The organism is Caballeronia sp. KNU42, from assembly GCF_053760385.1.
Map to the genome: position 1 here is coordinate 2,540,316 of NZ_CM132388.1, position 16,444 is coordinate 2,556,759.

General features: G+C 57.9%; 26 protein-coding genes. All 26 read right to left on the reverse strand.

Annotation, left to right across the window (positions count from 1 at the left end; genetic code table 11):
- Positions 1 to 16: 16 nt before the first annotated feature.
- The 26 genes from rplO to recQ all read right to left on the reverse strand — a co-directional run bounded on the left by rplO (position 17) and on the right by recQ (position 16,442).
- Positions 17 to 451, reverse strand: coding sequence for a 50S ribosomal protein L15 (gene rplO / locus ACSOSP_RS11390; RefSeq protein ID WP_455306704.1), 435 nt, complete (start codon positions 449 to 451; stop codon positions 17 to 19).
- Between the two features lie 29 nt (positions 452 to 480).
- Positions 481 to 663, reverse strand: a complete 183-nt coding sequence (rpmD, locus tag ACSOSP_RS11395; RefSeq protein WP_056355429.1) for a 50S ribosomal protein L30 — start codon at positions 661 to 663, stop codon at positions 481 to 483.
- Between the two features lie 14 nt (positions 664 to 677).
- On the reverse strand, positions 678 to 1,196 hold the full coding sequence (gene rpsE, locus ACSOSP_RS11400; protein WP_031361566.1) for a 30S ribosomal protein S5: 519 nt from the start codon (positions 1,194 to 1,196) through the stop codon (positions 678 to 680).
- Between the two features lie 14 nt (positions 1,197 to 1,210).
- Positions 1,211 to 1,576, reverse strand: coding sequence for a 50S ribosomal protein L18 (gene rplR, locus ACSOSP_RS11405; protein ID WP_031361567.1), 366 nt, complete (start codon positions 1,574 to 1,576; stop codon positions 1,211 to 1,213).
- Between the two features lie 12 nt (positions 1,577 to 1,588).
- A complete protein-coding gene (rplF, locus tag ACSOSP_RS11410; protein ID WP_056355422.1) occupies positions 1,589 to 2,122 on the reverse strand; it encodes a 50S ribosomal protein L6 in 534 nt (177 codons plus the stop codon).
- 19 nt (positions 2,123 to 2,141) lie between these two features.
- A complete protein-coding gene (rpsH, locus tag ACSOSP_RS11415) occupies positions 2,142 to 2,537 on the reverse strand; it encodes a 30S ribosomal protein S8 (RefSeq protein ID WP_031361569.1) in 396 nt (131 codons plus the stop codon).
- A 14-nt stretch (positions 2,538 to 2,551) separates the two neighbouring features.
- Entirely contained in the window at positions 2,552 to 2,857 is a 306-nt protein-coding gene (rpsN, locus tag ACSOSP_RS11420) for a 30S ribosomal protein S14 (RefSeq protein WP_031361570.1), read from the reverse strand.
- A gap of 7 nt (positions 2,858 to 2,864) precedes the next feature.
- On the reverse strand, positions 2,865 to 3,404 hold the full coding sequence (gene rplE / locus ACSOSP_RS11425; RefSeq protein ID WP_031361571.1) for a 50S ribosomal protein L5: 540 nt from the start codon (positions 3,402 to 3,404) through the stop codon (positions 2,865 to 2,867).
- Positions 3,405 to 3,417: 13 nt separating this feature from the next.
- A complete protein-coding gene (gene rplX, locus ACSOSP_RS11430; protein ID WP_455306708.1) occupies positions 3,418 to 3,726 on the reverse strand; it encodes a 50S ribosomal protein L24 in 309 nt (102 codons plus the stop codon).
- 9 nt (positions 3,727 to 3,735) lie between these two features.
- Positions 3,736 to 4,104 carry a 50S ribosomal protein L14 gene (gene rplN, locus ACSOSP_RS11435; protein ID WP_006052212.1) on the reverse strand — a complete coding sequence of 123 codons (369 nt, stop codon included), beginning with the start codon at positions 4,102 to 4,104 and terminating at the stop codon, positions 3,736 to 3,738.
- 299 nt (positions 4,105 to 4,403) lie between these two features.
- Positions 4,404 to 4,676, reverse strand: coding sequence for a 30S ribosomal protein S17 (gene rpsQ, locus ACSOSP_RS11440; RefSeq protein ID WP_213767105.1), 273 nt, complete (start codon positions 4,674 to 4,676; stop codon positions 4,404 to 4,406).
- A complete protein-coding gene (gene rpmC / locus ACSOSP_RS11445; RefSeq protein ID WP_031361575.1) occupies positions 4,673 to 4,867 on the reverse strand; it encodes a 50S ribosomal protein L29 in 195 nt (64 codons plus the stop codon). The genes rpsQ and rpmC overlap by 4 nt, the downstream gene beginning before the upstream one ends.
- Before the next feature lie 9 nt (positions 4,868 to 4,876).
- A complete protein-coding gene (gene rplP / locus ACSOSP_RS11450; RefSeq protein WP_031361576.1) occupies positions 4,877 to 5,293 on the reverse strand; it encodes a 50S ribosomal protein L16 in 417 nt (138 codons plus the stop codon).
- A 2-nt stretch (positions 5,294 to 5,295) separates the two neighbouring features.
- Entirely contained in the window at positions 5,296 to 6,114 is an 819-nt protein-coding gene (gene rpsC / locus ACSOSP_RS11455) for a 30S ribosomal protein S3 (RefSeq protein WP_031361577.1), read from the reverse strand.
- A gap of 11 nt (positions 6,115 to 6,125) precedes the next feature.
- Complete coding sequence (rplV, locus tag ACSOSP_RS11460) at positions 6,126 to 6,455, reverse strand: 50S ribosomal protein L22 (RefSeq protein ID WP_031361578.1); 330 nt, start codon at positions 6,453 to 6,455, stop codon at positions 6,126 to 6,128.
- A 12-nt stretch (positions 6,456 to 6,467) separates the two neighbouring features.
- Entirely contained in the window at positions 6,468 to 6,743 is a 276-nt protein-coding gene (rpsS, locus tag ACSOSP_RS11465) for a 30S ribosomal protein S19 (RefSeq protein WP_031361579.1), read from the reverse strand.
- A gap of 10 nt (positions 6,744 to 6,753) precedes the next feature.
- Entirely contained in the window at positions 6,754 to 7,581 is an 828-nt protein-coding gene (rplB, locus tag ACSOSP_RS11470) for a 50S ribosomal protein L2 (RefSeq protein ID WP_031361580.1), read from the reverse strand.
- Between the two features lie 2 nt (positions 7,582 to 7,583).
- Entirely contained in the window at positions 7,584 to 7,898 is a 315-nt protein-coding gene (gene rplW, locus ACSOSP_RS11475) for a 50S ribosomal protein L23 (protein ID WP_031361581.1), read from the reverse strand.
- Positions 7,895 to 8,515 carry a 50S ribosomal protein L4 gene (rplD, locus tag ACSOSP_RS11480; protein ID WP_031361582.1) on the reverse strand — a complete coding sequence of 207 codons (621 nt, stop codon included), beginning with the start codon at positions 8,513 to 8,515 and terminating at the stop codon, positions 7,895 to 7,897. The genes rplW and rplD overlap by 4 nt, the downstream gene beginning before the upstream one ends.
- A complete protein-coding gene (gene rplC, locus ACSOSP_RS11485) occupies positions 8,515 to 9,174 on the reverse strand; it encodes a 50S ribosomal protein L3 (RefSeq protein ID WP_062091252.1) in 660 nt (219 codons plus the stop codon). The genes rplD and rplC overlap by 1 nt, the downstream gene beginning before the upstream one ends.
- Positions 9,175 to 9,360: 186 nt before the next feature.
- Positions 9,361 to 9,672, reverse strand: coding sequence for a 30S ribosomal protein S10 (gene rpsJ / locus ACSOSP_RS11490; RefSeq protein WP_031361584.1), 312 nt, complete (start codon positions 9,670 to 9,672; stop codon positions 9,361 to 9,363).
- 139 nt (positions 9,673 to 9,811) lie between these two features.
- Positions 9,812 to 11,002 (reverse strand): elongation factor Tu, encoded by a 1,191-nt coding sequence (tuf, locus tag ACSOSP_RS11495; protein ID WP_455306715.1) that lies wholly within the window; start codon positions 11,000 to 11,002, stop codon positions 9,812 to 9,814.
- Between the two features lie 52 nt (positions 11,003 to 11,054).
- Complete coding sequence (gene fusA, locus ACSOSP_RS11500; protein WP_455306717.1) at positions 11,055 to 13,157, reverse strand: elongation factor G; 2,103 nt, start codon at positions 13,155 to 13,157, stop codon at positions 11,055 to 11,057.
- Between the two features lie 134 nt (positions 13,158 to 13,291).
- Positions 13,292 to 13,762, reverse strand: a complete 471-nt coding sequence (gene rpsG, locus ACSOSP_RS11505; RefSeq protein WP_031361587.1) for a 30S ribosomal protein S7 — start codon at positions 13,760 to 13,762, stop codon at positions 13,292 to 13,294.
- Between the two features lie 239 nt (positions 13,763 to 14,001).
- Positions 14,002 to 14,379 carry a 30S ribosomal protein S12 gene (rpsL, locus tag ACSOSP_RS11510; protein ID WP_031361588.1) on the reverse strand — a complete coding sequence of 126 codons (378 nt, stop codon included), beginning with the start codon at positions 14,377 to 14,379 and terminating at the stop codon, positions 14,002 to 14,004.
- Positions 14,380 to 14,594: 215 nt separating this feature from the next.
- Positions 14,595 to 16,442: a DNA helicase RecQ gene (gene recQ / locus ACSOSP_RS11515; RefSeq protein ID WP_455306720.1), complete on the reverse strand. Its 1,848-nt coding sequence runs from the start codon at positions 16,440 to 16,442 to the stop codon at positions 14,595 to 14,597.
- Positions 16,443 to 16,444 lie beyond the last annotated feature (2 nt).

Here is a 16,444-nt window from a genome sequence, read left to right on the forward strand (position 1 = left end):
CGACAACACGCGCTCGTTACTCAGCGAACGAGCCGCCGGCGGCTTCAATCGCAGCACGGGCACCCTTCGTAGCGACGAGGCCCTTGACCGTGATCTTGCGCGTCAGTTCGCCCGTCTTGATGATCCGTGCGCTCGTGATGAGCACGCCGACCAGACCGGCTTGTTTCAAAGCCAACAAATCGATTTCGTCGACCGGCAGCTTCTCGAGATCCGACAAGCGCACTTCACCGATGAACTCATGCGTCAGCGAGCTAAAGCCACGCTTCGGCAGACGACGTTGCAAAGGCATCTGACCGCCTTCGAAGCCGACTTTATGGAAGCCGCCCGAACGCGATTTCTGACCCTTGTGACCGCGACCTGCAGTCTTGCCCAGGCCGGAACCGATACCGCGGCCAACGCGACGCTTTGCGTGCTTCGCGCCTTCTGCCGGCTTAAGGTTATTCAAATCCATATTCAACTCCTAGATCCTTGGTCAGCCGCTTAGCTGAGGACTTTGACAAGGTACGAGACCTTGTTGATCATCCCGCGCACTGCCGGCGTGTCCTGCAGTTCGCTAACCGAGTTGAGTCGGCGCAGGCCCAGACCACGCACCGTTGCACGATGCGTTTCACGGGTCCCAATCAGGCTCTTCACGAGCTGAACCTTGACAGTTTTTTCAGACATGGTGACCACCTGGCTTAGCCCAAAATATCTTCGACGGACTTGCCGCGCTTCGCCGCGATGTCACCCGGCGTGGACTGCTTGCGCAGACCGTCGAGCGTTGCACGAACGAGGTTGTACGGATTCGTCGAACCGTGGCTCTTCGCCACAACGTTTTGAACGCCCATCACGTCGAACACTGCGCGCATCGGGCCGCCGGCGATAACACCCGTACCGTCCTTGGCCGGAGCCAGGAGGACTGCGGATGCGCCGTGCTTACCATGCACTTCGTGTTGCAGCGTACCGTTCTTCAACGGCACCTTGAACATGTTGCGGCGTGCTTGTTCCATTGCCTTTTGAACAGCAACCGGAACTTCCTTCGCTTTGCCCTTGCCCATGCCGATGCGGCCGTCGCCATCGCCAACCACGGTCAGTGCGGCAAAACCGAGAATCCGGCCGCCCTTCACCACCTTGGTCACGCGATTGACCGCGATCATTTTTTCACGGAGGCCGTCGTCGCGTTCTTCAGCCTTCACATTCGCTTGCATCTTTGCCATGACGAATTCTTCCCTTAGAACTTGAGTCCGGCTTCGCGTGCCGCATCAGCCAGCGCTTTCACGCGGCCGTGGTAACGGAAACCTGAACGGTCGAAGGCGACGGATTCGACGCCGGCTGCCTTGGCTTTTTCAGCAATACGCTTACCGACAGCGATCGCAGCGTTGACGTTGCCGCCCTTGCCCGACTTGTCGGCCAGTTCGGCACGCACTTCAGCTTCGAGCGTCGACGCGCTTGCCAGCACCTTGGTGCCGCATGCCGAGAACACTTGTGCATAGATATGCGTGTTCGTGCGATGCACAGCCAGACGTGCGACCTGCAGCTCAGCGATCTTGACGCGCGTCTGTTTAGCGCGGCGCAGGCGAGATTGAGTCTTATCCATGATTGCGCACCCTTACTTCTTCTTCGTTTCTTTGAGGATGACGACTTCGCCGAAGTAGCGCACGCCCTTGCCCTTGTAGGGCTCCGGCGGACGGTAACCGCGAACTTCCGCAGCGACCTGGCCAACTTTCTGCTTGTCGATCCCCTTGATCACGATTTCGGTTTGCGTCGGGGTTTCAACTTTGACGCCTTCCGGCATCGCGTGCACCACGGGGTGCGAGAAACCCAGCGACAGATTCAGCTTGTCGCCCTGCGCCTGCGCGCGATAACCAACGCCAACCAGCGTCAGCTTGCGCTCGAAACCCTTCGTAACGCCATTCACCATGTTCGCCACGAGGGCGCGCATCGTGCCCGACATCGCATTCGCTTCACGGCTTTCATCAGCCGGGGCGAAGTTGAGCGTGCCGTTGTCGTTTGCTACCGTAACAAGCGGGTTGGCCGCTTGTGTAATCGTACCCAGCGGGCCCTTGACGGTGATTACTTCGCCGCTAAAGGCCACTTCCGCGCCTTGCGGCAGCGTAATCGGGCTTTTACCTACTCGAGACATGTTTCTTCTCCTTTTCGGCTTAAGCGACGTAGCAGAGGACTTCGCCGCCGACGCCGGTCTGGCGCGCCTTGCGGTCGGTCATCACACCCTGGGGCGTCGACACGATTGCAACGCCAAGACCGTTCATCACAACCGGAATGTCGTTACGACCGCGATACACACGCAGACCTGGCTTCGAAACGCGTTCAATGCGCTCAATAACCGGACGGCCAGCGTAGTACTTCAACGCGATATTCAATTCCGACTTCGCACCTTCAGACTTCACTGCGAAATCGTCGATATAACCTTCGTCCTTCAAAACCTGCGCAATCGCAACCTTGACTTTTGACGAGGGCATTGTCACCGACACTTTCTCAACCATCTGCGCATTGCGGATGCGAGTCAGCATATCGGCGATAGGATCACTCATACTCATTTAGATATCTCCTATTACCAGCTCGCCTTGGTCAGGCCAGGGATTTCGCCGCGGAAAGCGATTTCGCGAATCTTGCTGCGTGCCAATCCGAATTTGCGGAACGTGCCACGCGGACGACCCGTGATCGCGCAGCGGTTACGCTTGCGAGTGGGGTTCGAGTTGCGGGGCAGTTGTTGCAGTTCGAGACGAGCGGCGTAACGCTCTTCGTCCGACTTGCTCGCGTCATCAATGACCGCCTTCAGCGCCGTACGCTTGGGAGCGTACTTTGCAGCCAGGCGAGCACGCTTCTTTTCACGTTCGATCAGTGCCAGTTTAGCCACGGTAACCTCAGTTTCTGAACGGGAACTTGAAGCTGGCGAGCAGTGCCTTTGCTTCATCGTCAGTCTTCGCGGTCGTCGTGATGCTGATGTTCAGCCCACGAAGCGCGTCGATCTTGTCGTAATCGATCTCGGGGAAAATGATCTGCTCTTTCACACCGATGTTGTAGTTGCCGCGACCGTCGAACGCACGACCCGATACACCGCGGAAGTCACGAACCCGGGGGAGCGCAACCGTCACGAAACGATCGAGAAATTCGTACATGGCCTGGCCGCGCAGCGTAACCATCGCGCCGATCGGGTAGCCCTGACGAATCTTGAAGCCAGCGATAGCCTTGCGTGCCTTCGTGATAACCGGCTTTTGGCCGGCAATCTTCGTCAGGTCGCCAACGGCGTTTTCGATGATCTTCTTGTCGGCGACGGCTTCACCAAGACCCATGTTCAGGGTGATTTTGGTGATGCGCGGCACTTCCATTACGGACTTGTAGCCGAACTTCTCAACGAGGCCGGGTACAACTTTCTCTTTATAAAACTCATGCAGACGTGCCATTTATTACTCCGCGTCAGACGCTAAGCGTGGCACCGGTCGACTTCAAGAAGCGTACCTTCTTGTCGTTCTCGACCTTGATGCCCACACGCGACGCCTTGCCATTCGCGTCGACCAATGCGACGTTCGAAATATGCAAGGGCATCGTCTTGGCTTCTACGCCACCCGTCGTACCCTTCATCGGGTTCGGCTTGACGTGTTTCTTGACGAGGTTGATGCCCTCGACCGTCACACGATCTTCGCCAACGGACAGCACGATACCGCGCTTGCCTTTGTCTTTGCCAGTGATGACGAGAACCTCGTCACCTTTGCGAATCTTGTTCATCGCGACTCCTTACAGCACTTCCGGCGCGAGCGAAACGATCTTCATAAATCGTTCACTACGCAATTCACGCGTAACCGGTCCGAAAATACGCGTACCGATAGGCTCGAGCTTGGCATTCAAAAGTACGGCGGCATTACCGTCGAACTTGATCAGCGAGCCGTCCTGGCGGCGCACGCCCTTGGCCGTACGAACGACCACGGCGTTGTAGATTTCGCCCTTCTTCACGCGTCCGCGCGGCGTTGCTTCCTTGACGGTCACCTTAATGATGTCGCCAATGCTAGCGTAACGACGCTTCGAGCCGCCGAGCACCTTGATGCACATCACTTCACGTGCACCCGTGTTGTCGGCAACTTCAAGCCGAGTTTCGGTCTGAATCATGGTTTATCTTTCCCAACTTAATCCAGTTACGCCACCATGGCTTAACCGGTCAGTCTTGGTCCCGTCAGCCTGGTGGCTGCTTGGGTTAGAACAGGCAGCGAGGGCAGACGAAACCCGCCATCGCAATCCGGTGAATCTGTCAGCACAAGCTTGGCGCCTGCGCTGGCTTCCCCCACCAACTTCGCCCGCGATGGGGCTCCCACAAAGAGGGAAGACCGAAATTATAACGCATAATTTCGGTCTGGCAAGCGAAAGTTACTGCGATACTTCTTTTACCGCTTTTTGATGCTTTTTGACGCTTAGATTACGCGAGCCGTCTCAAGCAACTTCGACACAACCCAGGCTTTCGTCTTGGAAATCGGACGTGTTTCCTGGATCTCGACGAGATCGCCTTCGTTATACGTGTTCGCGTCGTCGTGAGCGTGGTACTTCTTCGACCGTACGACATACTTGCCGTAGATCGGGTGCTTTACGCGATGCTCGACCAGCACGGTGACCGTCTTTTCCATCTTGTTGCTGACGACCTTGCCGACCAGCGTCCGCTTGAGCGAGGTTTTTACGCTATCGTTCATTTCTGGTTCGCCTTCTCAGTCAGGACGGTCCGCACACGAGCGATGTCGCGACGAACCTTCTTCAATTGACTGTTGTTGGTCAATTGCTGGGTCGCGAGTTGCATGCGCAGGCCGAATTGCGCCTTCAGCAGGTCCGTCAGCTCTTGATTGAGCCCAGCCTGGTCTTTCTGGTGAAGTTCGGAAGCCTTCATCATTGCTCCTTAGGCGCCGAGCTGGCGTGAAACGAAGTACGTCTTCAGCGGCAGCTTAGCTGCAGCCAGACGGAACGCTTCACGTGCCAACTCTTCAGTAACACCGTCCATTTCATACAACATCTTGCCCGGTTGAATCTCTGCGACGTAGTACTCAGGGTTACCTTTACCGTTACCCATCCGTACTTCAGCCGGCTTTTGCGAGATCGGCTTGTCCGGGAAAATGCGGATCCAGATACGGCCGCCACGTTTAATGTGACGCGTCATTGCACGACGCGCCGCTTCGATTTGGCGCGCGGTCAAACGGCCGCGACCGATAGCTTTGAGACCATATTCACCGAACGACACTGCGTTGCCGCGCGTCGCCTTGCCGGTGTTACGACCCTTCTGCTCTTTGCGATACTTTCTGCGTTTCGGTTGCAGCATCGTTATTCTCCAGTCTTCCCGTCGCCGCCGGCACCGCCAGCACGACGGGGAGCGCCTGCGCCACGGCGCGCACCAGCGTTTGCCGGACCACCACCTTCACCATCACGACGCGGACGGCGATCGCCACCCGGACGTGCGTTGCGGCGAGGACGCTTGTCTTCGGCTACTTCTTCGACCACCGGTGCATCGTTGCGGCCCAGCGTGTCGCCCTTGTAGACCCACACTTTGACGCCGATGATGCCGTAGGTCGTCTTCGCTTCCGAGGTCGCGTAGTCGATATCAGCACGCAGCGTGTGAAGCGGAACGCGACCTTCGCGATACCACTCCGTACGAGCGATTTCAATACCGTTCAACCGGCCGGCGCTCATGATCTTGATGCCTTGGGCACCCAGACGCATGGCGTTTTGCATCGCACGCTTCATCGCGCGGCGGAACATGATCCGACGCTCGAGTTGTTGCGTGATCGAGTCGGCGATCAGTTGCGCATCGGTTTCCGGCTTGCGGATTTCTTCGATGTTGACGTGGACCGGAACGCCCATGCGGCGTTGCAGTTCCGTCTTCAACAGTTCGATATCCTCACCCTTCTTGCCGATCACTACACCCGGACGCGAGCTGTAAATCGTGATACGTGCATTCTTCGCCGGACGCTCGATGACAACCCGACCCACCGAAGCGTTTTTCAGCTTCTTCTTCAGGTATTCACGAACGCCGATGTCTTCCTGCAGCATCGATGCGAAATTGGTGTTGTTCGCGTACCAACGCGACGCCCAATTTCGGCTGACAGCCAGACGGAAGCCTGTCGGATGAATTTTTTGTCCCATCGTATGGCTCCTTAATTCCCGACTGTCACAGTGATGTGACAGGATTGCTTCTCAATGCGGTTACCACGGCCTTTTGCGCGCGCGGTGAATCGCTTCAGGGAAGCTGCCTTGTCGACCATGATGCTCGTTACTTTGAGCTCGTCGATGTCGGCGCCTTCGTTGTGTTCCGCATTCGCGATCGCTGACAGCACGACCTTCTTGACAATACCCGCCGCCTTCTTCGGCGAGAACGTAAGAACGTTCAGCGCCTTGTCGACCGGCAAACCACGGATCTGGTCAGCCACAAGGCGCGTTTTCTGCGCCGAGATGCGGGCACCGCGATGAATAGCTTTTACTTCCATCTTGATAGCCCCTTATTTCTTGGCCTTCTTGTCGGCTGCATGACCCTTGAACGTACGGGTCAATGCGAACTCGCCAAGTTTGTGGCCGACCATGTTTTCCGAAACATAAACCGGGACGTGTTGACGGCCGTTATGGACGGCGATCGTCAGACCGATGAAGTCCGGGAGGATCGTCGAACGACGCGACCAGGTCTTGATCGGCTTCTTGTCACGCGCAGCTGCGGCAGCCTCAACCTTCTTCAGCAAATGAGCGTCGCAGAACGGACCTTTTTTAACAGAACGTGCCATTGCTTACTCCTTAGCGCTTGTGACGGCGCTGAACGATCATCGTCGTCGTGCGCTTGTTGCTGCGGGTGCGATAACCCTTGGCCGGGGTTCCCCACGGGCTGACCGGATCGCGACCTGCTGCCGTCTTACCTTCACCACCACCGTGCGGGTGATCGACCGGGTTCATTGCAACGCCACGCACCGTCGGGCGGATACCGCGCCAGCGGTTAGCACCAGCCTTACCGATTTGACGGAGGCTATGCTCTTCGTTGCCAACTTCACCAATCGTCGCGCGGCACTCAACGTGCACACGGCGAATTTCACCCGAACGCAGGCGAACCTGAGCGTACGTGCCTTCACGAGCCAGCAGCATCGCGGACGTACCAGCCGAACGCGCCATTTGCGCGCCCTTGCCCGGCAACATCTCGACACAGTGAATCGTCGTACCGACCGGAATGTTGCGGATCGGCAAGGTGTTACCCGAGCGGATCGGCGCTTCCGAACCCGACATCAACGACTGACCCACCGTCGCGCCCTTCGGAGCGATGATGTACTTGCGCTCGCCGTCTGCGTACAGAACCAGCGCGATGTTCGCGCTACGGTTCGGATCGTACTCAAGACGTTCGATCTTTGCCGGAATGCCGTCCTTGTTGCGACGGAAATCGACCAGACGGTAGTGTTGCTTGTGACCGCCACCTTTGTGACGTGTCGTGATGCGACCGGAGTTGTTCCGGCCGGCGGTCACGGACTGTGCGTCGAGCAGCGCTGCGTGCGGCTTGCCCTTGTACAGATCCTTGTTGACCACCTTGACCATCGCGCGGCGACCCGGCGAAGTCGGCTTAACTTTTACGATTGCCATGATTACTTGGCCTCCGCTTCAAAGTTGATTTCCTGGCCGGGCTTCAGGCAGACATACGCCTTCTTCACGTCCTTGCGCTTGCCCATGAAGCGGCCAAAGCGCTTGGCTTTACCCTTCGTGACGAGCACGTTGACGGAATTGACTTCTACCTTGAACAGCAGCTCGACAGCAGCCTTGACTTCCTGCTTCGTGGCATCGGGCGCGACTTCGAACACAACTTGCTCGTTCTTGTCGGCCACCAGCGTCGCCTTTTCGGAGATCACCGGCGCGAGCAGGACCTGCATCAAACGATGATCGTTCTTGCGAATCTCGCTCATGACAGCAACTCCTCGATCTGGGCGACCGCAGCCTTCGTAATCACGATCTTCTTGAAGTAGATCAACGAGAGCGGGTCGGCGTAACGCGGCTCGACAACGGCCACGTGGGCCAGGTTGCGCGACGCGAGGTACAGGTTTTCGTCGACCGTGTCAGTAATGACCAGGACAGACTCCAGACCCATTGCCTTGAATTTTTCGGCCAACAGCTTGGTCTTCGGCGCTTCAAGGGTCATCTCGTCGACGACCACGATGCGACCTTCACGAGCCAGCTGCGAATAGATCGAGCAGAGACCTGCGCGATGCATCTTCTTGTTGACCTTGTGCGAAAAGTTTTCTTCCGGCGAATTCGGGAAGATACGGCCACCGCCGCGCCACAACGGGCTCGACGACATACCGGCACGAGCGCGGCCCGTACCCTTTTGACGCCACGGCTTCTTGGTCGTGTGCTTGACTTGCTCACGATCCTTCTGCGCGCGGTTACCGCTACGTGCGTTGGCTTGATAGGCCGTGACGACCTGATGGATCAGGGCTTCGTTGTAATCGCGACCGAACACGACGTCCGATGCGTTAACACCCGTGCCTTCCTGACCATTGGCGCTCAGGAGCTTAAGTTCCATTATTTCGCTCCTTTCACAGCGCGAGCCTTGACAGCCGGCGTCACGAAGACCTTACCGCCCTTGGCGCCAGGAACAGCACCGCGGACCAGCAACAGATGACGGTCGGTGTCGATACGAGCGATCACGAGGTTTTGCACCGTAACCGTTTCGTCGCCCATGTGACCCGTCATGCGCTTACCCGGGAAAACACGACCCGGATCCTGCGCCATACCGATCGAACCAGGGACGTTGTGCGAACGCGAGTTACCGTGCGATGCGCGACCCGATGCAAAGTTGTGGCGCTTGATGGTACCGGCGTAGCCCTTACCGATCGACACGCCTTGCACGTCGACTTTCTGGCCCACTTCGAAGATGTCCGTACCGATCACAGTACCGTTCGACAGCTCGGCAGCCTTAGCGGAATCGATTTGGAATTCTTTGAGAACTTCACCAGCTTGTACGCCGGCTTTGGCAAGGTGACCTGCCAGCGGCTTCGTCACGCGCGATGCGCGGCGAGTGCCGAATGCAACTTGAACGGCGATGTATCCATCCGTTTCTACAGACTTGATCTGCGTCACTCGGTTGTCCGACACGTCCAATACGGTGACGGGAATCGAATCCCCTTCAGGCGTAAAGATACGGGTCATGCCAACCTTGCGACCTACGAGTCCAAGGCTCATCGTTTTCTCCATTCCCAACTGCGATTGGTCGGGGCTGATTTACAAAATGCCGGTTGATCCATAAGAATCACACCGACTTTTTTGCGCAAATGCGCGAAAAGCCTTGGAGTATAACAAGGCTTTTCGTTTTCCGCAAGCAATCAAAGACTTAGCACCGCTCCTCGCGAGAGCAACGCCGGGTGAAACTTATTGCAACTTGATTTCCACGTCGACGCCAGCCGGCAGGTCGAGCTTCATCAACGCGTCGACGGTCTTGTCCGTCGGATCGACGATGTCCATCAGGCGTTGGTGGGTGCGGATTTCGAGCTGATCGCGCGACGTCTTGTTGACGTGCGGCGAACGCAGGATGTCAAAACGTTGGATACGGGTCGGCAACGGCACCGGACCACGTACGATTGCGCCAGTCCGCTTCGCCGTATCGACGATTTCAGCAGCCGATTGATCGATCAGACGATAGTCGAAAGCCTTCAGGCGAATGCGGATTTTCTGGTTTGCCATGACAATTCCTTGAAAAGAACGAGACGGTGTTGCACCGTCGATTTGGTAAAAGAGCATGGAGCCGGGCACGCGTAAGGTACGTGCGCCCGGCGCCGGGCACGACTACGAACTACAGCTTTCTTGAAGCAAGCTCAGGATTTTACGCCAGAACCTTGGCCACGACACCAGCGCCGACGGTACGACCGCCTTCACGGATAGCGAAGCGCAGACCTTCTTCCATCGCGATCGGAGCGATCAGCTTCACCGTGATCGACACGTTGTCGCCCGGCATGACCATTTCCTTGTCCTTCGGCAACTCGATCGAACCCGTTACGTCCGTCGTACGGAAGTAGAACTGCGGGCGATAGTTGTTGAAGAACGGTGTGTGACGGCCGCCTTCGTCCTTGCTCAACACATACACTTCAGCCGTGAAGTGCGTGTGCGGCGTGATCGAACCCGGCTTGGCCAACACTTGACCACGCTCCACGTCTTCACGCTTCGTGCCGCGCAGCAAAATACCCACGTTGTCGCCCGCTTGACCTTGGTCCAGCAGCTTGCGGAACATTTCCACGCCCGTGCACGTCGTCTTCACCGTCGGCTTGATGCCGATGATTTCGATTTCTTCGCCAACCTTCACCACACCGCGCTCGATACGACCCGTCACCACCGTGCCGCGACCCGAGATCGAGAACACGTCTTCCACCGGCATCAGGAACGAACCGTCGATTGCGCGCTCCGGCGTCGGGATGTACGTGTCCAGTGCGTCGGCCAGGCTCATGATCGCCACTTCGCCCAGCTCGCCCGTGTCGCCTTCCAGCGCCAGCTTGGCCGAACCCTTGATGATCGGCGTTTCGTCGCCCGGGAAGTCATACTTCACCAGAAGCTCACGCACTTCCATTTCAACCAGTTCCAGCAACTCGGCGTCGTCCACCATGTCGCACTTGTTCAGGAACACGATGATGTACGGCACGCCAACCTGGCGAGCCAACAGGATGTGCTCACGCGTTTGCGGCATCGGGCCGTCAGCGGCCGAACACACCAGGATCGCGCCGTCCATCTGCGCTGCACCCGTAATCATGTTCTTCACATAGTCGGCGTGTCCCGGGCAGTCAACGTGCGCGTAGTGACGCGCTGCCGTTTCGTACTCGACGTGGGCCGTGTTGATCGTAATGCCACGCGCCTTTTCTTCCGGCGCCGCATCGATCTGGTCATACGCCTTCGCTTCGCCGCCGAACTTCTTCGACAACACCGTCGCGATGGCTGCCGTCAGCGTGGTCTTGCCATGGTCGACGTGACCAATCGTGCCTACGTTGACGTGCGGCTTGGTCCGTTCGAATTTACCTTTTGCCATGATTACCTTCTTTCAAATATGTTGATCGGTTAAAGACTTTTGGCTTACCGAATTACTTGGATTTTGCGTTGATGATCGCTTCGGAGACGTTACGCGGAGCTTCAGAATAGTGCTTGAATTCCATCGTGTACGTAGCGCGACCTTGCGTCGCCGAACGCAGCGACGTCGAGTAGCCGAACATTTCCGACAGCGGGACTTCAGCGCGCACGATCTTGCCCCCGCCAATCATGTCTTCCATACCCTGCACGATACCGCGACGGCTCGACAAGTCGCCCATCACGTTGCCCATGTAGTCTTCCGGCGTTTCGACTTCCACAGCCATCATCGGTTCAAGGATGACCGGGTTCGCACGGCGCATTGCTTCCTTGAACGCCATCGAACCTGCCATGCGGAACGCATTTTCGTTCGAGTCAACGTCGTGGTACGAACCGAAGGTCAGGTGAACCTTCACGTCGACCACCGGGAAGCCAGCCAGCACGCCTGCCTTCAGCGTTTCCTGAATGCCCTTGTCCACAGCCGGGATGTACTCGCGCGGAATCACACCGCCCTTGATCTCGTCCAGGAACTCGTAGCCCTTGCCCTGCTCATTCGGCTCAAGCGTAATGACAGCGTGGCCGTACTGACCGCGACCGCCCGACTGCTTGACGAACTTGCCATCGACGTCTTCTGCCTTGCCGCGGATCGTTTCGCGATACGCAACTTGCGGCTTGCCGACGGTTGCTTCAACGCCGAATTCGCGGCGCATACGGTCAACCAGAATTTCCAGGTGCAGCTCGCCCATACCCGAAATGATGGTCTGGCCCGACTCTTCGTCGGTCTGAACGCGGAACGACGGATCTTCCTGCGCCAGACGGTTGAGCGCGAGGCCCATCTTTTCCTGGTCAGGCTTGGTCTTCGGTTCCACGGCCTGCGAAATCACCGGTTCCGGGAAAACCATGCGTTCCAGAACGATCGGATGTGCCGGATCGCACAGCGTGTCGCCAGTGGTTGCGTCTTTCAAGCCAACCGCAGCGGCGATGTCGCCCGCGTGCACTTCCTTGATTTCTTCGCGCTGGTTTGCGTGCATCAGCAGAATACGGCCGAGACGTTCCTTCTTGTCCTTGGTCGCATTCAGCAGCGTGTCGCCCGACTTCGTCATACCCGAATACACGCGGAAGAAGATCAACTGGCCGACGAACGGGTCGGTCATGATCTTGAACGCGAGTGCCGAGAACTTCTCGTCGTCAGCGGCGCGACGTTCAGCGCGCTCGCCGTCTTCGAGTTCGCCCAGAACCGGCGGAATATCGACCGGCGACGGCAGGAAGTCGAGCACAGCGTCCAACATGCGCTGCACGCCCTTGTTCTTGAACGCGGTGCCGCACAACATTGGCTGGATTTCGCAAGCAATCGTACGATCGCGAAGACCCTTCAAGATTTCCTCTTCGGACAATTCGCCCGTTTCGAGGTACTTGTTCATCATTTCTTCGTTGGCTTCAGCCGCGGCTTCAACCATCTTTTCACGCCATTCGTCGCACGTATCCTTCAACGCAGCCGGGATTTCTTCGTACGAGAACTTGGTGCCTTGGGACGCTTCGTCCCAAATGATCGCCTTCATCTTGATCAGGTCGACCACGCCCGTGAACGTGTCTTCTGCGCCAATTGGCACCACGATCGGAACGGGGTTCGCCTTCAGACGCAGCTTGAGCTGGTCATAGACCTTGAAGAAGTTCGCGCCGGTACGGTCCATCTTGTTGATGAACGCGAGACGGGGAACCTTGTACTTGTTGGCCTGGCGCCATACGGTTTCCGACTGGGGCTGAACGCCGCCCACAGCGCAATAAACCATGCACGCACCGTCGAGCACACGCATGGAACGTTCAACTTCAATAGTGAAGTCGACGTGTCCCGGGGTGTCGATGATGTTGATGCGGTGCTCGGGGCGGTCGCCAGCCATGCCTTTCCAGAAGGCCGTCGTTGCTGCCGACGTGATGGTGATGCCGCGCTCCTGCTCCTGCTCCATCCAGTCCATCGTTGCTGCGCCATCGTGAACTTCACCGATTTTGTGGTTCACGCCCGTGTAAAACAGGATGCGCTCGGTCGTCGTCGTTTTGCCGGCGTCGATGTGAGCGCTAATACCGATATTACGGTAGCGCTCGATAGGTGTCTTGCGAGCCACTTTGAATCCTTAATTGGGTCGACGCGACCGACACATGCCGGTTGCGCCCTAACACAAACGGGCGAGGCGCTTTGTAAGCGCACCCGCCCGGAGGTTTTTCCGTTCGTCCCAGGTCGGGAGGCCTAAAAACAGCCTTAGAAGCGGAAGTGCGAGAACGCCTTATTGGCTTCTGCCATCCGGTGAACTTCGTCGCGCTTCTTCATCGCGCCGCCGCGGCCTTCCGCGGCTTCCGAAAGCTCACCTGCGAGACGCAGGGCCATCGACTTCTCGCTGCGCTTCTTCGCAGCTTCGCGCAACCAACGCATCGCCAATGCCATACGACGCGACGGACGCACTTCGACTGGAACTTGATAGTTCGCACCACCAACGCGACGGCTCTTCACTTCGACCACCGGCTTCACGTTGTTGAGCGCACCCGTGAACACTTCCAGCGGGTCCTTGCCACCCTTGGTCTGGATCTGTTCAAAAGCACCATAAACGATACGCTCGGCAACCGACTTCTTGCCCGACAGCATGATCACGTTCATGAACTTGGCTACATCTACGTTGCCGAATTTCGGATCCGGCAAAATGTCCCGTTTGGGGACTTCGCGACGACGCGGCATGTTTCTTCCTTTGATTTTTCAGTTGGAGCCGTGCTTTTCTCGCACAAGCCCCGCGGTCACCAACAAACCCGATCCATCTAAACGCGCATTTGCGTACGCACTGTCCTGCGCATTGCTCTGACTAACCAGCTTGGCCGGGTGACCACTTACTCGACAGCGCCGGCACTTCCGGCACCACCGCTTGAACGCCCCGTTAAGGGCAACCTGTATGAATCACGTACAACTCGACCAGCAAGAATTTACTTGGCCTTAGCGCGCTTCGCACCGTACTTCGAGCGAGCTTGCTTACGATCCTTGACGCCCTGGGTATCCAGCGAGCCGCGAACCATGTGGTAACGCACACCCGGCAAGTCTTTCACACGACCGCCGCGAATCAGCACGACCGAGTGTTCCTGCAGGTTGTGGCCTTCACCACCGATGTACGAAATAACTTCGAAACCGTTCGTCAAACGAACTTTTGCAACTTTACGAAGTGCCGAGTTCGGCTTCTTCGGCGTCGTCGTGTACACGCGAGTGCACACGCCGCGACGCTGCGGGCAGTCCTGCAAAGCCGGCGACTTGCTCTTCACTGTTTCTGAAGCGCGGCCTTTGCGAACCAATTGATTGATGGTTGGCATTGTCTATTCCTAAATTGATCAAAATCGACGCTCCCGTTTCGGGCAAAGCAAAACGGACTGCGCGCCGAGCACTCCGGCTCTTGGTCGTGCATGCGAGGAAAACCCGAGGGCATACCTCTTAGCAGATCCAAGAACGAGAACCTAGCATCATAATCTGAAATTCCCAATGCGGTCAACAGCTTGGGTGCCCTTCGGCGTAATCGGACCGTTAAAAGTTAGTTCGCGCCGACGACTTCGAGCAATTCGTCGCCGAAACGCTCGAGTTTTCGCGCGCCGATCCCCGGAATCTGGCTGAGATCTTCGATGGAATCGGGCTCGTTGCGCGCGATCTCGGCGAGCGTTGCGTCGTGGAAAATCACGTACGCCGGCACGCCGTCGCTTTTCGCCATGCTTGCGCGCCACGCACGCAAGCGTTCCCAGCGTGCCTTGATTCGCGGCGACATGCCTGCCGTTGGATCCGCACGTTCGCCGGTTCGGCTAGACGACTGCCTCGTACGCGTGGGCTTCACATACTTGCGCAACGTCACGTTCTGCTCGCCCTTGAGCACAGCCTTGCTTGCCTCGGTGAGGATTAGCGCGCCGAACCCGTCATGGTCGACGGCCAGATAGCCGAACGCCACCAATTGCCGAAACACCGCGCGCCATTCCTGCTCTGATAGCGCCGCGCCAAGTCCAAACGTGGACAATTTTTCATGACCACGCTGAAGCAGTTTCTCAGACCGGCTGCCACGCAGGATGTCGATCAGGTGACCCGCGCCGAAGTGGTAGCCACTGGCCTTATGCGCCCGGTACACGCACGAAAGCGCCATCTGTGCCTCGCGAGTGGCATCCCACGATTCAGGCGGCTCAAGGCAGGTATCGCAATTGCCGCACGGCTGGCTGGCCTCGCCAAAATAACCGAGTAAACGCACCCGCCGGCACGACGCCGCTTCGCACAGCCCAAGCAGCGCGTCGAGCTTGCCTCCCTGCACGCGCTTGTGGGTATCGTCCGCGTCCGATTCGTCGATCATCTTGCGCTGCTGCACCACGTCGCCAAGGCCGTACGCCATCCACGCGTTTGCGGGCATTCCGTCACGGCCAGCGCGCCCGGTTTCCTGGTAGTAGCCTTCCACGCTCTTCGGCAAATCCAGGTGCGCCACGAATCGCACGTCAGGTTTGTCGATACCCATGCCGAAAGCAATCGTCGCGCACATCACTATGCCCTCTTCCCGCTTGAACATTTCCTGATGCCGCTGACGGATCTCGTACTCCATGCCCGCGTGATACGGCAACGCGCGCACGCCTTGGCTTTTCAGCCAGTCCGCGGTTTCCTCCACCTTGCGTCGCGACAGGCAATAGATCACGCCGGCGTCGGTGGTTTTGTCCGGGTTCGTATGCTCGGCGCGGATGAAATCGAGCAATTGCGCGCGCGCATTGTCCTTCTCCACGATCCGATACCGGATGTTCGGCCGGTCAAAGCTGGAAACGAAAATACGGGCATCATCGAGCGCCAGGCGATGCACGATTTCATCGCGCGTAATGGCGTCGGCGGTGGCCGTCAGCGCGATCCGCGGCACCGATGGAAACCGCTCATGCAGCACCGACAGTTGAATATATTCCGGCCGGAAATCGTGCCCCCATTGCGAGACGCAATGGGCTTCGTCGATCGCAAACAAGCCGATGCGCACGCTGTCGATCAGATCCAGAAACCGTGGCGTCATTAGCCGTTCGGGCGCCACATACAACAGGTCGATTTCCCCGTTACGCAACGCGCGCTCGGTTGCAGCGGCTTCGGCGCCGGTGAGCGTCGAGTTCAGGCACGCGGCACGCACGCCAACTTCTCTCAACGCTGCCACCTGATCCTGCATCAACGCGATCAACGGGGACACAACGATCCCAGCGCCGAAACCGGCTTCACGCCTTAATAAAGCGGGAATCTGATAACACAGCGACTTGCCGCCGCCGGTCGGCATCAGCACGAGCGAGTCCCCGCCGGCGGCCACATGATCGACGATATCGCCCTGCTGCCCCCGGAAAACGGGGTAGCCAAATACTTCCTTGAGAATTTCGAGCGAACGTGACATGG

Bases quoted from the DNA above. Each gene is read 5' to 3' on its own strand.
- rplF (WP_056355422.1), bottom strand. From the start codon at position 2,122: ATGTCTCGAGTAGGTAAAAGCCCGATTACGCTGCCGCAAGGCGCGGAA.
- rpsS (WP_031361579.1), bottom strand. From the start codon at position 6,743: ATGGCACGTTCTGTTAAAAAAGGTCCGTTCTGCGACGCTCATTTGCTG.
- rplB (WP_031361580.1), bottom strand. From the start codon at position 7,581: ATGGCAATCGTAAAAGTTAAGCCGACTTCGCCGGGTCGCCGCGCGATG.
- rpmC (WP_031361575.1), bottom strand. From the start codon at position 4,867: ATGAAGGCTTCCGAACTTCACCAGAAAGACCAGGCTGGGCTCAATCAA.
- rplX (WP_455306708.1), bottom strand. From the start codon at position 3,726: ATGAACAAGATTCGCAAAGGTGACGAGGTTCTCGTCATCACTGGCAAA.
- rplP (WP_031361576.1), bottom strand. From the start codon at position 5,293: ATGCTGCAACCGAAACGCAGAAAGTATCGCAAAGAGCAGAAGGGTCGT.
- recQ (WP_455306720.1), bottom strand. From the start codon at position 16,442: ATGTCACGTTCGCTCGAAATTCTCAAGGAAGTATTTGGCTACCCCGTT.
- rplO (WP_455306704.1), bottom strand. From the start codon at position 451: ATGGATTTGAATAACCTTAAGCCGGCAGAAGGCGCGAAGCACGCAAAG.
- rplR (WP_031361567.1), bottom strand. From the start codon at position 1,576: ATGGATAAGACTCAATCTCGCCTGCGCCGCGCTAAACAGACGCGCGTC.
- rpmD (WP_056355429.1), bottom strand. From the start codon at position 663: ATGTCTGAAAAAACTGTCAAGGTTCAGCTCGTGAAGAGCCTGATTGGG.
- rplD (WP_031361582.1), bottom strand. From the start codon at position 8,515: ATGGAACTTAAGCTCCTGAGCGCCAATGGTCAGGAAGGCACGGGTGTT.
- rpsJ (WP_031361584.1), bottom strand. From the start codon at position 9,672: ATGGCAAACCAGAAAATCCGCATTCGCCTGAAGGCTTTCGACTATCGT.
- rpsC (WP_031361577.1), bottom strand. From the start codon at position 6,114: ATGGGACAAAAAATTCATCCGACAGGCTTCCGTCTGGCTGTCAGCCGA.
- rplV (WP_031361578.1), bottom strand. From the start codon at position 6,455: ATGGAAGTAAAAGCTATTCATCGCGGTGCCCGCATCTCGGCGCAGAAA.
- tuf (WP_455306715.1), bottom strand. From the start codon at position 11,002: ATGGCAAAAGGTAAATTCGAACGGACCAAGCCGCACGTCAACGTAGGC.
- rplN (WP_006052212.1), bottom strand. From the start codon at position 4,104: ATGATTCAGACCGAAACTCGGCTTGAAGTTGCCGACAACACGGGTGCA.
- rpsH (WP_031361569.1), bottom strand. From the start codon at position 2,537: ATGAGTATGAGTGATCCTATCGCCGATATGCTGACTCGCATCCGCAAT.
- rpsG (WP_031361587.1), bottom strand. From the start codon at position 13,762: ATGCCGCGTCGTCGCGAAGTCCCCAAACGGGACATTTTGCCGGATCCG.
- rpsE (WP_031361566.1), bottom strand. From the start codon at position 1,196: ATGGCAAAGATGCAAGCGAATGTGAAGGCTGAAGAACGCGACGACGGC.
- rplC (WP_062091252.1), bottom strand. From the start codon at position 9,174: ATGAGCCTTGGACTCGTAGGTCGCAAGGTTGGCATGACCCGTATCTTT.
- rplE (WP_031361571.1), bottom strand. From the start codon at position 3,404: ATGGCACGTCTGCATGAGTTTTATAAAGAGAAAGTTGTACCCGGCCTC.
- rpsL (WP_031361588.1), bottom strand. From the start codon at position 14,379: ATGCCAACCATCAATCAATTGGTTCGCAAAGGCCGCGCTTCAGAAACA.
- rplW (WP_031361581.1), bottom strand. From the start codon at position 7,898: ATGAGCGAGATTCGCAAGAACGATCATCGTTTGATGCAGGTCCTGCTC.
- rpsQ (WP_213767105.1), bottom strand. From the start codon at position 4,676: ATGAACGATAGCGTAAAAACCTCGCTCAAGCGGACGCTGGTCGGCAAG.